Genomic DNA, 14542 nt, shown 5'->3' with positions numbered 1-14542 from the left:
AACGCATCCAGTCACTTATTGAGTTGCCGAATATTTTAATATGATCCTCTCGTCAACATCGGCCTGACCCACCCATGCCCTTACCTGCCCGCGCCAATGCGAACGCCAATGGCCCGACCCGCACCAGCATTAACGTTGCGGCGTTATGGTGGCTGTCGGATACGGCAGGTGCCATTCTCTTTGCCGCGTGCCTCGCCGCGTTCGTGGGTCGCTGGACCGCTGGCGCGCTATCCGCGCAGGCAGGTTGGCTGCTGGCCGGCATCGCGGTGAGCGGCCTCCTAAGAGCGACGGTTCAAGGACAGGCAGCTATCACCGGACAGCGCACCGCCGGATGCAGCAAGGCCATGCTGCGAACGCAGCTGCTGGCGGCGCTACTGCCGACGGGCCAGGTCCGCAGCCGCCTGATCGGCGAAGACCTGCGCGTTGCCATCGACGATGTCGAAGCCCACGAAGGCCTGATCGCGCGGTTCCAGCCCCTGCGGCTGGCCGCGGTCCTGTCGCCGCTGATCATTGCCATGGCAGTTGCCTGCGCGAGCTGGTTTTCCGCCCTGATCCTGCTGGCAACGCTGATCCCGTTTGGCGCGGGGATGGCGCTCGCGGGTCTGGCCGGCAAGGCAGAAGCAGACCGTCAGTTCCTGGCCCTTTCGCGACTTTCCGGCCTGTTTGTCGATCGCGCCGCCAGCCTGCCCATCATTCTGGCCTTCGGCGCCGAAGATCGCATTACTCGCCAGATCGGCGGCGCGGCCCGCGAAGTTGCAGAGCGGACGATGCAGGTCCTGCGCGTGGCGTTCGTGTCGAGCGCCATGCTCGAATTCTTCGCTGCGCTTTCGGTCGCGCTGGTCGCGGTTTACTGCGGCTTTTCGCTGCTCGGCCTGCTGCCCTTTCCCGCGCCCGAAGCGCTGGACCTGGAACATGCCTTTTTCGCGCTGGCACTGGCCCCTGAATTCTATCTCGGCATGCGCCGCCTTGCGGCCGCCTATCATGACAAGCAGCAAGGCGAGGCCGCCGCATGCAGCATCGCAGAAGCACTGGCCCAAGGCCGTGCGGCACTGCCGGAACCGCTTGGCGCACCCGCGGCTGTAATCCGCATGCTGAGCGTGACGGCGCTGACCATCACCTACCCCGACGGCAACCGTGTCGGGCCGATCGATGCACACTGGGAAGGCCCTGGCCTACATGCCGTGATCGGACCAACGGGATCGGGCAAATCGTCGCTGCTCAACGCCATGCTTGGTCTTGCTCCGGGGGTATCGGGCACGGTCCGGTTCAATGGCAATGAGGAGCCGCCGGGTACGCTGCTGGCGATGACCGGCTGGGCCGGACAGCGGCCGATTCTGCTGCCAGGTACCCTCGCCGACAATCTCCTGATGGGCGGCGCTTCGGCAGCCCAGCCTGCCCTGCTGCGATTGCTGGACTCCTGCGGGCTTTCCGGCCTTGTCGCCCGCCGCGGCCTGGATCTTGCCATCGACCCGCGCGGATCACGTCTTTCGGGTGGCGAACGTCGGCGGATTGGCCTGGTCCGGGCCATTGTCAGCGACCGTCCGATCCTGCTGCTGGACGAGCCAACGGCCGATCTCGATGCCCGCACGGCCCGGTTGGTCATCGATGTTCTGGAACAAGTGGCGCAAACCCGGCTGGTGATCGCCGCCACACATGATCCTGCACTGGCAGCACGCTGCCGCAGCCGGACAGAATTGTCATGATTCGCCAGTTGCTGACCCAAGCGGCCCGAAGCGAACACCGCGCCACGCGGATCGCGATCGTCCTGTCCATGCTGGCAGCGTTCGCAAGCGTTGCCTTGCTGGCGCTATCGGGCTGGTTCCTGACCGGTGCAGCCATCGCGGGCGCGGGCGGTTTTGCGAGTGCGCAGGCTTTCAATTACCTCCTGCCGAGCGCCGGCATCCGGGGGCTTGCCATAGTGCGAACGCTCAGCCGCTATGGTGAGCGCATCTTCGGGCACCGCGCCGCGCTGTTCGCGCTGGCAGATGTGCGGCCCGCCTTGTTCGCGCGGCTGGCCGGCACCGAGGCCAATCTGGCGCTGGCGCGATCAGGCGGCGAAATGGCGGCACGGCTGGGGTCCGATGTGGATGCGCTCGAAGACAGCGTGGTGCGCAAGGTCACTTTGCCCGGTGCCATCGTCGCCGTGTTGGCGGGCCTTGCCGCGGCCAGTCTGGCCGGGTGGGCCGCCGCTTTGGCGCTTCTGGCCGGACTTGGCGCGATGCGGCTGGCGTCATGGGTACTATCCCGCCGCCTGCTCACCGTGCCAAGTCGGCAATATGCCGAGGCTCTGAACGCCCTGAAGGCCGACTATGCCGAATATGCGGCAGGCGCGACCGAGATCGCGGCCTATGGCCTCGTCCCGCAAATCACTGCGGCGCTGGCACCGAAGATAATGGCGCTGGACGCGGCAAGGCTCGGAATTGTCCGAGCCGAGACGCTGGTCCAGGGGACGCAACTGGTGCTTGCGGGCATCAGCGTAGCAGCCGTGCTGGCGCTGGCCGCAGGCGGCGCACCGCTGGTGGCGCTGGCGGCCCTGGCCGGGGCAGCCGCCGCTGAAAGCTGGTCTACCCTCGCCCGCACCGACATGGAGAGCTTGCGGACGGAAGACGCGATACGGCGCCTTGAAAGCATCGCGGCACTGCCAAGCCGGGCGCGCGCTGTAAGTAGCGCCGGATCAACCAGCGCGCTTTCCATCACCAACGAGGATCGATCATTGTCCTTGCAGCCCGGCGGGCGCTTGCTGATCGCCGGCCCATCGGGTTCAGGCAAATCCCGTCTGCTCGGCACTCTGATCGGCCTGCGCAGCGATGCGCCGGAAGTGATCGCTGTCGATGGCCGGGATGTTCGCGTTCTGGGACTGGACGCCTTGCGCCAACAGTTCGCTCATGCCCCTCAGGACGCAAGCCTGATCGCGGGCACTGTGGCCGACAACCTGCGCCTTGCCCGTCCCGGCGTCACGGACGAGCAGATGTGGTCCGCGCTGGATGTGGTGTGCTTATCGGAAACGGTGCGCGCATTGCCGGATGGCCTGAACCAATGGCTGGGCGGCGACGGCGCGCGGCTTTCCGGCGGGCAGCGCAAACGCCTTGCGCTTGCCCGCGCCCTGCTGGCCGAGCGCCCCTGGCTGGTGCTGGACGAACCAAGCGAAGGCCTGGACAGCGCGACTGAAAGCGAACTTTGCCGCAGGCTCTCGCAGTGGCTCGACGCGACCGGAACCGGGCTGGTGCTGGTCAGCCACCGCGAAGGTTTGCGCAGCCTGGGGGACCAGATCCTGACACTTATTTCGCCTGAAGATTGACCCGGCTTACCTTGGCGAACATCGCCGCCCCAAGACGCGCGTCGACAGGCTGCGGGACGGATAAACGGTCCGGCTCAGCCGATGGCCCGCCCGGCACAAGTACATCGATGATGGCGCGCACCTGACCAACCTGCCCCGCATCAATCGCGTAAAACACCTGCTTGGCTTCGCGCCGCGCGGAAACCAGCGATGCCTTGCGCAGGATCGCGAGTTGCTGGCTCAGCGCCGAAAGGCCAAGTCCGGTTCGCTCGGCGATATCGCCCACCGATCGCTCGCCGCCGGTCAGTTCCTTGAGGATCGTCAGGCGCAAGGGATGGGCCAGAACCCGCAGAAGTTCGGCTTGCTCATCCACGCTGAGGGCGGCGTTCACGATCATGCCTCGTCACCTTCCACCCGGCGGTAAAACCAGCCCGTGACATTGGTGCTGGAAAGCGCATCGGCCTTGCTGAAACCGGGCGGCGCGAGCACAGGATCGCCCGGGCGCCAGCCTTCCGGGGTCAGGAACCGGCCGTCATGCGTGCGCCGCAAAGCGGCAACAATGCGCAGCATTTCATCCACCGAGCGCCCGACGGCCAGTGGATACCAGTTCATCGCACGGACAATCCCCTCGGGATCGATGAAATAGACAGCCCGAACCGACGCCGCATTGTGCATCTCGGCCGAGACCATGCCAAAGGCCCGCGCGATCTCGAGGTTCGGATCCTCGACAATCGGGAAAGGCACCGTAACCCCAAGGTCATCGCGCAACGCCCGCATCCAGGCGAGGTGCGAAAACAGACTGTCGACCGAATGGCCGAGCAGGCTGCACTCCATCGCCTCGAATTGGTCGAACGCGCCGGCCAGCGTGACGAACTCGCTCGTGCAAACAGGCGTGAAATCCGCCGGGTGGGAAAAGAACACCACCCAACGACCGCGATAATCGCTTAGCCGGATCATGCCCTCCGTCGAGCGCGCGACGAAATCGGGCGCCGGCTCCCCGATGCGCACCGGAGCAAAGTCCATATCGCCCTTCTGATCGTCCATACCCAACTCCATCACCTCACCCTACTTCATCAATTTAAATAAATGTTGCAATGAAGGCAATCTTCTCGTTCCAAAGGCGTTCCTTGCTAAGCCGCAGCCGGTCAATGTCATTGATCGCGATCATCCGATCGGCTTGGTGGCGATCACCTCATACACCGGACAAGGCACATGAACCCGAATGACATCATCCAGATCGGCCCGCTGGCGATGGCGCTCGATCGCCTCGTCGCCATGGGGCTCATTCTCGCCTTTCTTGCCGGGATGGACTGGATCGTGCGCCGGTTTCGCGTGTCTTCGTGGCAGCCGGGAGCGCTAGCGCTGCTGGCAGGCCTTGTCGGTGCACGGGCCGCCTATGTGTGGGTCCACCGGGAGAGCTTCGCGCTCGATCCAGTCGTCGCGCTACAGGCCTGGCTCGGTGGCTGGGTATGGAGCGCAGGCGTTGTTACAGCGGCGCTGGCGCTAGTCGTGATCCTGCGCAAGCCTCGCCCGATTGGGGCGGGACTTGGCCTGCTGGCGACGCTTTCGGCGGTGTGGTGGGCCTTTGCCGAGGGACAGGCACCGCGATCCGCGATCCTGTTGCCGGCAGGCCTTCGCTTCGACATGGCGCAGGGCGGCAGCATCACGGCAGGCGATCTGCGCGGCCGAACTGCCGTGCTCAACCTGTGGGCCAGTTGGTGCCCGCCCTGCCGCCGTGAAATGCCGATGCTGATCAACGCCGCAAGCCGAGAACGCCGCGCCGCGCTGCTACTTGTCAATCAAGGAGAGACGTCTGAACGGGTTAGCACCTTCCTGCAAGGCCAAGGCCTATCGGCGCGCCACGTTGCGCTTGATCAGACGGGGAATCTGGGAGTAATCGCCGGTTCACCGGCCCTGCCGACAACCCTGTTCGTCGCGGCGGACGGCACCATACGCCAGACCCATGTGGGCGAGATTTCGCGGGTGCAGCTTGATATCGCGATCCGAGCGCTGGTTCAGCCTGATGGGCCACTGCGGTAAGCGCGCGGTTCGGGACCGACCGCCCAGAGGCTGGCCGGTCCCGCACAAACAATGTCAGTTCATCGCCCAGCGCAAGCGCACGAAGGCAGAACGTCCCGACCCCGGCAGGCGCGCGCCCGGCGGAACGTCGGAGCCGACGATGCGATTGTAGCCCGCCAGATGTTCCTGATACTGCCGGTCGAACAGGTTCTCGATACCCACATCAACCCGCACGCCATCGCGCACCAGCCAGTGCCCATAGATGTTGGCCAGGGCATAACCCTTGCTCGCCGCCTCATCATTGGTGACGGACACCTTCGTCTGTGCGGCCACAGCCTGCCCCTCGATCGACATGGACCAGCGCGCAGCCTCCCATACGAGGGCAAGGCGTACGTTGGCCGGGGCCATGCGATAGAGATTGTCGGCCAGGTCACGGCGCTTGCCCCGAACGTAGCTCGCTACCCCGTCGATCCGCAAAGGTCCTGCGATCTGCGCACCAAAGGCGATGTCGGCCCCCCAGATTTCCGCGTCGGTATTGGCAAAGCGCAGCGGCGTGGCATCGCCGCTCGCCTGCGCCACCATTTCCACTGGGGTGTTCACCACCCCCGGCGTGGCATCGAAGGGCACGCCCTGGATGAAATCATTGATGCGGCGGTAATAGACGACTGGCCGTGCGTAGGCCGTGCCATCCGTCCAATCGACACCGAGTTCGGCGATCCAAGCCTTTTCGGGCTTCAGTCCCGGCGTGCCGACGTAGATATTGCCATCGGCCAGCCCGCCGCTGGCCTCGGTCGGCAACCAGGAAAAGCGTTCAATCAGGCTGGGCGCACGGGTTTTGCGGGCCAGCGTCAAGCGCGGGGTGAAGGCGCCAAGCTCTGCCCACAGCCGCATCGAGGCATCGACCGTGGTACCCGACCATTCCCGGTCGGCATTGGCGAAGGCCAGCGCCAGACCTGCGGGACCAGCAGGCACGCCCGGACCAAAGCGCGACGCGCCGGTTTCAGCGCCATGACGGTCCACCCGCAGGCCCAATTCAGCCTCCACCGGCCCAGCACCGGTGCGCCATTCGGCAAAGGCGCCAAGCCGATCACTGTGTGCACGGTCCAGCGGGTGAATGAAGAAGGCGGGTGCCAGCGGATTGTAGAGCATGTAGCCTTTGTCGATCAGTTCAAAATCCGCACCGATCCGAAGGTGGCGCTGCGCCGAGCCGAAGCGCAGCGACACATCAGCGCTCATGGTGTCAGCATAGGTGTCAGACTGACGGGTCATCGCCATAACGGGCGCGGGTCGCTCTTCGTAGTTGTTCATGCGGTGGCTGACACCGGCATAGTCGGCGTGCGTTTCAAGCCGAACGCCATCAGCCAGATCACCCTCAAAACCGATCCGGGCGAAGTCCGTATGGAAATAGACGATGTCCATCGCAAATGGCGGATTGCCCGAACGCCCGGTTTCCTGACGGCGGTATTCAAGGCTCAGTTCACCCGGCCCCGCTCGGAGACCGGCATGAACGCCATAGACCGCGCGTTCATAACCGGTTGTGGCGATACGGCCCCCCGGAAAGCGCGTGTCGTCGCCCTTTTCCCACGATGCGATCACGCCGAAGCGCAGCGTTTCGCTGGCGAGGCCCGCCATACCGCCCAGCGCCACGCTGTCATCAACGCTGCGATACTGGCCTGAAACATCGACCTGGGGCGAGAAGCCCTGGCCTTCGCCGAACCGCACCTGCTTCAGCACAGTGTTGACCCCGCCGCCCAGCCCCGGCCCGTCGCGTACCGGCGAAATGCCGCGCGCAATTTCCACGCGGTCGATGAGCGCCATAGGCGCGTAGTGCATGGCCGGGTCCATGGCGTTCGGCCCGCCGGTGGCGAACTGCTGGCCATTGATGCGCAACGCGATGCGCTCACCGAACAGGCCGCGCATCTGCACCTGGCCTGACAGCGTGCCGTTATCGACAAGCGCAGCACCAGGCTGGCGAGCGATGAACGCCGCGCCGTCGGGGCTGGTGGCGTGTTCGTCCTCGGCAGTGGACGCTGCATCGAGCGAGGTAATCCGGGGCGCGGTGACGACGATGGTCTCGGCCGAAGGTGCCTCGCCCTCGGCGGCAAGGGCCGGAGTGGTGGAGGCAAGCGCCATCGCGATGGCGAGCGTGGAAGTTTTCATGGGTGTTGTCCTTGAATCGTGAAACGTCAGCCGATCAGGCGCTGGAGCTTTTCCAGCGCGACCTTGTCGGCTTCGTGGTGATCAATGGTGCCAGCGAACTCACCCTTGGCGGTCATCAGGTAGATCGCGGCGGTGTGATCGATGGTATAGTCTCCGCCCTCGGCCGGCACCTTCTTGACGTAGACGCCGAAGCCTTTGCTGATCTGGGCGAGCTGGGCATCGCTGCCGGTCAGGCCGATGATCGGCGTACCGAACAAGTCGACATAACTGCCAATGTCGGCGGGCCGGTCATGGTCCGGATCGACCGAGACGAAGACGATGTTGAACTTCATTCCGTCTGCACCAAGCTGCTTCCTGAGGCGCGCCATGCGTGCAAGACTGGTCGGGCAGACATCGGGGCAGCGGGTAAAACCAAAGAAGATGGCATAGGGCTTTCCCCCCAGCGCCTTGTCCGTCACCGCTGCACCGGTGCGATCGGCCAGCGTGAACGGCCCGCCGAACGCCGCGCCAAAGCTGGAAGACGGCGTGGGCTGCGAGCGGTCCTTGCTGCCCCACAGAGCCAGCCCGAGGGCCGCGACGACAAGAACCGCAAGCCATAGCGCCATGCGCAGGCCGACACGGCCTTTGGGCTCAATGATGGCCATGATGGCCTCCATCCGGCCCCATCGCGCCTATCGGCTGCACTGCCAGCCGGGCGGTTATCGTGCCCGCCCGAGCAAAGCGCAGCGTCACCGGCACACTTTCGCCCCGCCGAAGCGGTGCCTTGAGGCCGATAAACATGATGTGGAGCGAACCTGGCCGAAGGTCGACCTTGCCGTGCGCGGGAATGGCGATGCCGCCCGCCACCGGACGCATCCGCATAACGCCCCCATCCATCGACACGGTGTGGAGTTCGACTTTGTCCGCCACGCCGGCCGTGGCCGAGAGCAGGCGGTCCGGCCGGTCACCGGCATTGTCGATGGTCATGAACCCGCCGCCGACCTTCTGCGCTGGGGTGGTTTCCCGCGCCCAGGCATCGGACACGGTGATAGAGACAGCCCGATGCGGCTCAGCGGCGATTGGCGTGGGGATAGCGGCGCTGAACGCGGCTACAGCAAGGACGGGGGCAACGCCCCGATGGACCGCGCGCGCGGCGCGGCAAACGATGGTAGGCATGGGAAGTGCTCCAGCAATCCGGCACGCACGAGAAGGCACGCCGGGCAATCTGACAATCAGGCGAAAATGTCAGGCCGGAAGCGGCGGTCCGCGCGAAGGCGGCCGGATATGACAGGAGCGGCGTACCGGCTCTGCTGCAAACTGTAGAAAGCCCAACGCCAGGATGAAGGCCAGCGCCAGTACCAGAAGTTCGGTATCGGCCCCGTAATGGGCAGCCTGAGCAAGTGCCGTCCAGGCACAGTTGGCATCGGATTTGCCGTGACCGGACTGCTCGCCACCGGTATCATCTTCCATCGGGATGGCCATTTGCCGGGTCAGTTTCCCGCCCGAAGCATCAGCGCAAATTTCGATGGTGATGAGCTTCGTGTTTGCTCCGACCATGTAGCCGGCCGGCACAAGCGCCTTCATGCACAGCGCCAAGGCCACCAGAACGGCAGCCAGGCGGCGGTGTTCGCGAAGGAGGCGACTCCATGTCATCATCGCGGGATCACCTAGTCTCCCGACTTGTCGATGTCATCAGGACAATGCCTCTCATGGGCGAAGACGTGATCCGCAACCGGATACCTACTGGCAATCCGCTCATCAAATTACCTGAGTGTCAGCAGATAATCGACGACCTGCTTGCGCCGGGCCGGATCGGGGATTCCGGCAAATGGCATTTTGGTTCCAGGAACCGTCCGTTGCGGCGCGGTCAGCCAGCGATCGAGCGTCGCGGCGTTCCAGGTCAGTCCCGACGAACGCAGCGCTGCACTGTAATTGTAACCCGGCAAGCTCCCGGCCCGGCGCCCGGCCACACCGGCGAGGCTCGGACCAAAGACGGTCCTGCCCGCTTCAATCGAATGACAAGCCGTACACTGCGTGAAAGCGGTCGACTGGACGGGCTGGGCCTCGGCCCGGCCCGGGCCAGAGTTGCCGAGCGCGACTGCCATGACGGCTGAAGCGCACAGGGCCCAGAAAGTTGACCGCATGGCGATGCCTCGTTTGCATGGAGAGCCAAGAGCGACGGCAGGGGGGAAACCCTGCCGTCGTCCCATTGCAGGAGGGAAGGATCAGAAGCGGTCTGCATCCATTACCTTGGCCCAGGCCGTGACGAAGTCAGTCGCGAACTTCTGCCTGGCATCGTCGGACGCATAGACTTCCGCAACCGCGCGCAGTTCGGAGTTTGAACCGAAGATCAGGTCGACTGGGGTCGCCGTCCACTTCGCCGCGCCCGTGGCGCGATCCTTACCTTCATAGAGCCCGGACGTGCTCGCCGACTTCGACCAGACCGTGTCCATCGACAGCAGGTTGACGAAGAAGTCATTGGAGAGTGTGCCCGGACGACCGGTCAAGACACCCGCAGTGGAGCCTCCGGCATTAGCGCCAAGAGCGCGCATGCCGCCCACTAGGACGGTCATTTCCGGCACGGTCAGATCGAGCATGTCGGCCTTATCGACCAGTGCTTCAGCCGGACCGAAGTCGGCATTGGCCGCGTACCAATTGCGGAAGCCATCGGCCTTGGGCTGAAGGTGGTTGGTGGACGCCACATCAGTCTGGGCCTGCGCCGCATCGACCCGGCCCGGCTTGAACGGCACGGTCACATCCTGCCCGGCAGCCTTGGCAGCCTGCTCGACCGCGACATTGCCGCCCAGCACGATGAGATCGGCAAGGCTTACTCTCTTGCCCCCCGTGGCGCGCTTATTGAAACTGGTACGGATGACTTCAAGCCGGCCAAGCACCTTCGTGAGTTCGACCGGGTTGTTCACGGCCCAACTCCTTTGCGGCTCAAGCCGCAGCCGCGCACCGTTGGTGCCGCCGCGCATGTCGGTCGCGCGGAAGGTCGAGGCCGAAGCCCAGGCCGTACGAACCAGTTCGGCGGTGGTCAGACCCGAACCCGCGATCTCTATCTTGAGCGCCGCGACATCGGCATTGTCGATCATCGCGTAGTCGGCCTTGGGCAGCGGATCCTGCCAGGTGAAAGTCGCGCTGGGCACGTCCTTGCCGAGATACCTCGCCTGCGGCCCCATGTCGCGGTGAGTCAGCTTGAACCAGGCACGAGCGAAAGCATCCGCGAATGCCTGCGGGTTCTTGTGCCAGGCTTGCGTGATCCTGCGGAACCCCGGGTCTTCACGCATCGCGATGTCGGTCGTGAACATGATCGGCGCGTGACGCACATCGGGCCGATGCGCGTCAGGCACCAGATTAGCGGCGGCAGGATCCTTGGGAACCCACTGAACAGCACCTGCCGGACTACGGCTCTTCACCCATTCGAAGCCGTAGAGGTTGTCGAGATACTGGGTCGTGAAGGCGATGGGGTTGGCCGACCATGCGCCCTCAAGGCCGCTGGAGACGGTATCTTCGGCATTGCCCTTGCCGCACTTGTTGGTCCAGCCAAGGCCTTGTTGCTCGATTCCGGCGACTCCGGGGTCACCGGCAACACATTCCTCGGGTTTGTGTGCACCGTGAGCCTTGCCGAAAGTGTGGCCGCCGGCAATCAGGGCTGCGGTTTCCTCGTCGTCCATCGCCATCGCGCCGAAGGCGCGGCGGATATCGGCCGCTGCTGCCAGTGGGTCGGGATTACCGTTCGGGCCTTCCGGATTGACGTAGATGAGACCCATCTGGGTCGCAGCAAGCGGGCCTTTGAGGTTGCCGCGCTCATCACGGCGCTGGTCCATCAGCATCTTGGTTTCGGGACCCCAGAACACGAGATCGGGCTGCCAAGCATCGACGCGGCCGCCGGCAAAGCCAAGGGTCTTGAAGCCCATGTCTTCCATGGCAACGTTACCGGTCAGCACCATCAGGTCGCCCCAGGACAGCTTGCGGCCGTACCTCTGCTTGATCGGCCAGACGAGGCGGCGCGCCTTGTCGAGGCTGACGTTGTCGGGCCACGAATTGAGCGGTTCGAAGCGCTGCTCGCCGCCGTCCGAACCGCCGCGCCCGTCGCCGGTGCGATAGGTGCCGGCGCTGTGCCAGGCCATGCGGATGAAGAACGGGCCATAATGGCCATAGTCGGCCGGCCACCAGGGCTGCGAGGTGGTCAGAGCCTTGCGGATGTCGGCCTTGACCGCGTCGAGATCGAGCGAGGCGAACTCCCGCGCATAGTCGTAGTCGGCGCCATAGGGGTTGGACTGCGCTTCGTTCTGGCGCAGCGCCGAAAGGTCGAGGTCCTTGGGCCACCATTCCTTGGCGGCGGGCGCAGCGGTTTCCGCCTGGGCAGTGCCGACCAAGGCCAGCGGTGATGCCGCCGCCATTAACGCGATGATCGCGAGTTTGCATACTTTCATGGGCTTACTCTCCTCCTAATAGCTGCGGATCTTATCCCAAGCTGAACCGTCGATTAGTTCGCCGATTTGGCGGTGCCCAACGGCTTTACCTCATCACACTAATCGCTTCTCCCACTCAATTTTCCGATCAAGCGGCAAAAATCTAATTAAACTTGCCCGGTCGGATCAGGGAACAGGACGTGCAAGGTAGGCAACGAGATCTGTCCTGTCTTTGCGCCGCGTCAATCCGGTAAAAGGTAAGCACAATCCGGGCGCTTGCTTCTGCGGTTGCCGTAGTAAGTTCTCCAGCCTGTCCTTCGTCCACACGAAAGATTGGTCCTTCAACGCCGTTGTGTAACGAAAGCCGGGTACGCTCGCGACCCGGCGTCCAACGATGTCCTGAAGGTGCGGGCCGGTCTTCGCCGGTGCCGCTGCGCTCACCGAATGGCAGGCCACGCATCGAATGAAGTGGCGCTGGCCAGCCTGCCTCAGGGCGATGTCGTCGGCTTGTGCTTTCACCGTCGTTGTCCCTGCCATACCGGTGACGAGGGCGAAGACCGCGAGCGTAGTATAAACAATCAGGTGCATGAGAAACTATCTGGTAGTCTGGTCGCGTCTTTGCACGCAAAATGTGGATTTGTTCCGGAAGACGATGCTACCAGAGGCTCTGAATTCAGACCCACAGAAAGAGGACATCCACGTGAAAGGCTTTGTCAGCAATATCGAGCAACTCACCGAAGATAATGATGATTTTCGGCGCGTTCTTTATACCAGTCACAATCTCCAACTGGTTCTCATGGCCATCCAGCCGGGCGACGAGATCGGGGAGGAGGTGCATGACGATCGCGACCAGTTCTTTCGCATCGAAGGCGGAGAAGGCGAAATCTGGATCGATGGCGTCTGCAACAAGGTCAAGGCTGACGATGGCGTGATCGTGCCCCAGGGCGCAAGGCACAATGTCATTAGCACGGGCAAGGAGCCGCTTCGCCTGTACACGATCTATGGCCCGCCCGAGCATATCGACGGCACCGTCCACAAGACTTGTGCAGAAGCGGGCGAAGCCCATGAACATTTCGATGGCCGGACCACTGAGTGAAGCCAAAGCCCGGGTGTGTCCGCCGGGCGGACACACCAATGCATCTTGCAATACACCAGACCTTTGCTCGTCGGATGCACCGACCTCGCGCGATTATTATAACCATGGCTTTGGCTGCGCCAGCAAAGACATGTGGCATGATCGTTTTCATCGATCAATTATATTGGTATATTCTAATATACTAATTCTCAAATGGGGTTATCCTGAACATAGCTATCCAAACTTGATCCTCGCCTGGAGATCCGTTGTGTCCGACCTGCCCCTCGAAGCCACATCAAGACAAATCCGCCAGGCCTTGAGGTCCGGCCACCTGCCCGTCATCCGGACCTTTTTCGATGAAGCGACATTCACTGCCACCCATGTCGTCCACGACCCGGCAACCCGAACTGCTGCAATCATCGACAGCGTGCTGGACTTCGACCAACCGTCCGGCCGCACGTCCACCACTTCGGCCGACGAGGTGATCGCCTACGTCGGGCAAAAGGGGCTATCAGTCGCCTGGCTACTGGAAACACATGCCCATGCCGATCATCTCTCCGCTGCGCCCTATCTTCAGGAAAAGGTCGGCGGCTCCATCGTGATCGGTGCCAGCATCCTCACCGTCCAAGAGGTGTTCGGCAAGATATTCAACGAAGGGCCGGCCTTCAAGCGAGACGCCACCCAGTTTGACCGCCTTGTTGCCGATGGCGACCACCTCAAGCTGGGCGACCTCGACATCTCGGTCCTTCATGTGCCCGGCCACACGCCGGCCTGTGTCGCTTATGCCATCGGCGATGCCCTGTTCGCGGGCGATACGCTGTTCATGCCCGACTATGGGACCGCACGCGCGGACTTTCCCGGAGGCGACGCACGGACGCTCTTCCGCTCGATCCAACGCCTGATGCGTCTGCCCGACCAGACAAGGGTGCTGCTCTGCCATGACTATAGAACGCCGGAACGCAGCGATTTTGTCTGGGAAACGACGATCGCGGCGGAGCGCCAGGCCAATGTGCACGTCCACGAAGGCGTGACGGAAGACCAGTTCGTGGCTATGCGCGAAGCCCGGGACGCCACGCTTGGCATGCCGCGCCTGATCCTTCCGTCGATCCAAATCAACATGCGCGCCGGACATTTCCCGGAGCCGGAAGACAATGGCGTGCGCTATCTGAAGCTGCCGATCAACTTGCTCTAGATCAGCCCGCGCGCCAGCCAATGGTCCGGAGGAGAAGCGGGCGCATTCTCCTCCTCGGTCTGGACCAGCAGGGTCGAGAAGGCATCATTCTGAGACAGGAAGACCTTGCCCGTAAGGCTTTCGAGGAAATGCGAGCGGGCTAGAGCATCCATGACCGGCCCCTTCACTTCCGACAGGTGCAGTCTCACTCCGGCATCCGACAGGCGGTGATTGATCGCTTCAAGGCTTTCCAGCGCCGAGGCATCGATGGCGTTCACCGCCGAACACATCAGGACAAGGTGTCTGACATCCTTGTGCACGCGGCGAAGCCCGCACCATCGCCAGTCTTGCGGGCGAGAACCCCTTGCTGCGGGCGGCGGACCAGTGGAGCCGGCTGCGCAAATTGACGCCGCTGCTTCTCGAAGCCATCGATTTCAAGGCTG

The 14542-nt window shown here is 63.6% G+C and carries 15 protein-coding genes; 5 read left to right on the top strand and 10 right to left on the bottom strand.

Annotated elements, in window-relative coordinates; all coding sequences use genetic code 11:
* The first annotated feature begins 74 nt into the window (after nucleotides 1–74).
* Both KRZ98_RS12655 and KRZ98_RS12650 read left to right on the top strand, forming a co-directional pair.
* Nucleotides 75–1703, top strand: coding sequence for an ABC transporter ATP-binding protein/permease (locus tag KRZ98_RS12655; RefSeq protein ID WP_217673875.1), 1629 nt, complete (start codon nucleotides 75–77; stop codon nucleotides 1701–1703).
* Complete coding sequence (locus KRZ98_RS12650) at nucleotides 1700–3298, top strand: ATP-binding cassette domain-containing protein (RefSeq protein ID WP_217673874.1); 1599 nt, start codon at nucleotides 1700–1702, stop codon at nucleotides 3296–3298. The genes KRZ98_RS12655 and KRZ98_RS12650 overlap by 4 nt, the downstream gene beginning before the upstream one ends.
* Here the strand turns inward: KRZ98_RS12650 and KRZ98_RS12645 are convergent.
* Entirely contained in the window at nucleotides 3279–3674 is a 396-nt protein-coding gene (locus KRZ98_RS12645; RefSeq protein WP_217673873.1) for a helix-turn-helix transcriptional regulator, read from the bottom strand. The genes KRZ98_RS12650 and KRZ98_RS12645 overlap by 20 nt on opposite strands.
* Nucleotides 3671–4321 (bottom strand): peroxiredoxin, encoded by a 651-nt coding sequence (locus KRZ98_RS12640; RefSeq protein ID WP_254798333.1) that lies wholly within the window; start codon nucleotides 4319–4321, stop codon nucleotides 3671–3673. The genes KRZ98_RS12645 and KRZ98_RS12640 overlap by 4 nt, the downstream gene beginning before the upstream one ends.
* 168 nt (nucleotides 4322–4489) lie before the next feature.
* Between KRZ98_RS12640 and KRZ98_RS12635 the strand changes: the two genes are divergently transcribed.
* A complete protein-coding gene (locus KRZ98_RS12635; protein ID WP_217673872.1) occupies nucleotides 4490–5317 on the top strand; it encodes a TlpA disulfide reductase family protein in 828 nt (275 codons plus the stop codon).
* A gap of 54 nt (nucleotides 5318–5371) precedes the next feature.
* Here the strand turns inward: KRZ98_RS12635 and KRZ98_RS12630 are convergent, their stop codons facing one another.
* The 7 genes from KRZ98_RS12630 to KRZ98_RS12600 all read right to left on the bottom strand — a co-directional run bounded on the left by KRZ98_RS12630 (nucleotide 5372) and on the right by KRZ98_RS12600 (nucleotide 12441).
* Nucleotides 5372–7456, bottom strand: a complete 2085-nt coding sequence (locus KRZ98_RS12630; protein ID WP_217673871.1) for a TonB-dependent receptor — start codon at nucleotides 7454–7456, stop codon at nucleotides 5372–5374.
* A gap of 26 nt (nucleotides 7457–7482) precedes the next feature.
* The gene (locus KRZ98_RS12625; RefSeq protein ID WP_254798329.1) at nucleotides 7483–8112 is read right to left on the bottom strand and encodes an SCO family protein; all 630 of its coding nucleotides are present in this window, start codon (nucleotides 8110–8112) and stop codon (nucleotides 7483–7485) included.
* Complete coding sequence (locus KRZ98_RS12620; RefSeq protein WP_217673870.1) at nucleotides 8087–8611, bottom strand: copper chaperone PCu(A)C; 525 nt, start codon at nucleotides 8609–8611, stop codon at nucleotides 8087–8089. Before KRZ98_RS12620 ends, KRZ98_RS12625 begins: the two co-directional genes overlap by 26 nt.
* Before the next feature lie 69 nt (nucleotides 8612–8680).
* The gene (locus tag KRZ98_RS12615) at nucleotides 8681–9091 is read right to left on the bottom strand and encodes a DUF2946 family protein (protein ID WP_217673869.1); all 411 of its coding nucleotides are present in this window, start codon (nucleotides 9089–9091) and stop codon (nucleotides 8681–8683) included.
* Nucleotides 9092–9198: 107 nt separating this feature from the next.
* On the bottom strand, nucleotides 9199–9447 hold the full coding sequence (locus KRZ98_RS24105) for a cytochrome c family protein (RefSeq protein ID WP_368389823.1): 249 nt from the start codon (nucleotides 9445–9447) through the stop codon (nucleotides 9199–9201).
* A gap of 213 nt (nucleotides 9448–9660) precedes the next feature.
* Nucleotides 9661–11841, bottom strand: coding sequence for a catalase/peroxidase HPI (katG, locus tag KRZ98_RS12605; protein ID WP_254798324.1), 2181 nt, complete (start codon nucleotides 11839–11841; stop codon nucleotides 9661–9663).
* 198 nt (nucleotides 11842–12039) lie between these two features.
* The gene (locus tag KRZ98_RS12600; RefSeq protein ID WP_217673866.1) at nucleotides 12040–12441 is read right to left on the bottom strand and encodes a cytochrome c family protein; all 402 of its coding nucleotides are present in this window, start codon (nucleotides 12439–12441) and stop codon (nucleotides 12040–12042) included.
* Nucleotides 12442–12553: 112 nt separating this feature from the next.
* On the opposite strand from KRZ98_RS12600, the gene KRZ98_RS12595 reads away from it, so the two are divergent.
* Nucleotides 12554–12949: a cupin domain-containing protein gene (locus KRZ98_RS12595; protein ID WP_217673865.1), complete on the top strand. Its 396-nt coding sequence runs from the start codon at nucleotides 12554–12556 to the stop codon at nucleotides 12947–12949.
* Between the two features lie 256 nt (nucleotides 12950–13205).
* Nucleotides 13206–14120, top strand: coding sequence for an MBL fold metallo-hydrolase (locus tag KRZ98_RS12590; protein ID WP_254798339.1), 915 nt, complete (start codon nucleotides 13206–13208; stop codon nucleotides 14118–14120).
* Here the strand turns inward: KRZ98_RS12590 and KRZ98_RS12585 are convergent.
* Entirely contained in the window at nucleotides 14117–14419 is a 303-nt protein-coding gene (locus KRZ98_RS12585) for an STAS domain-containing protein (RefSeq protein ID WP_368389821.1), read from the bottom strand. The two genes, KRZ98_RS12590 and KRZ98_RS12585, sit on opposite strands and share 4 nt — an antisense overlap.
* Between the last annotated feature and the right edge of the window lie 123 nt (nucleotides 14420–14542).

The organism is Sphingobium sp. AS12 (assembly GCF_019097845.1).
Taxonomy (GTDB): domain Bacteria; phylum Pseudomonadota; class Alphaproteobacteria; order Sphingomonadales; family Sphingomonadaceae; genus Sphingobium.
The sequence above is the reverse complement of the archived record's forward strand: the minus strand, read 5'-3'. Positions and strand labels throughout refer to the sequence as shown.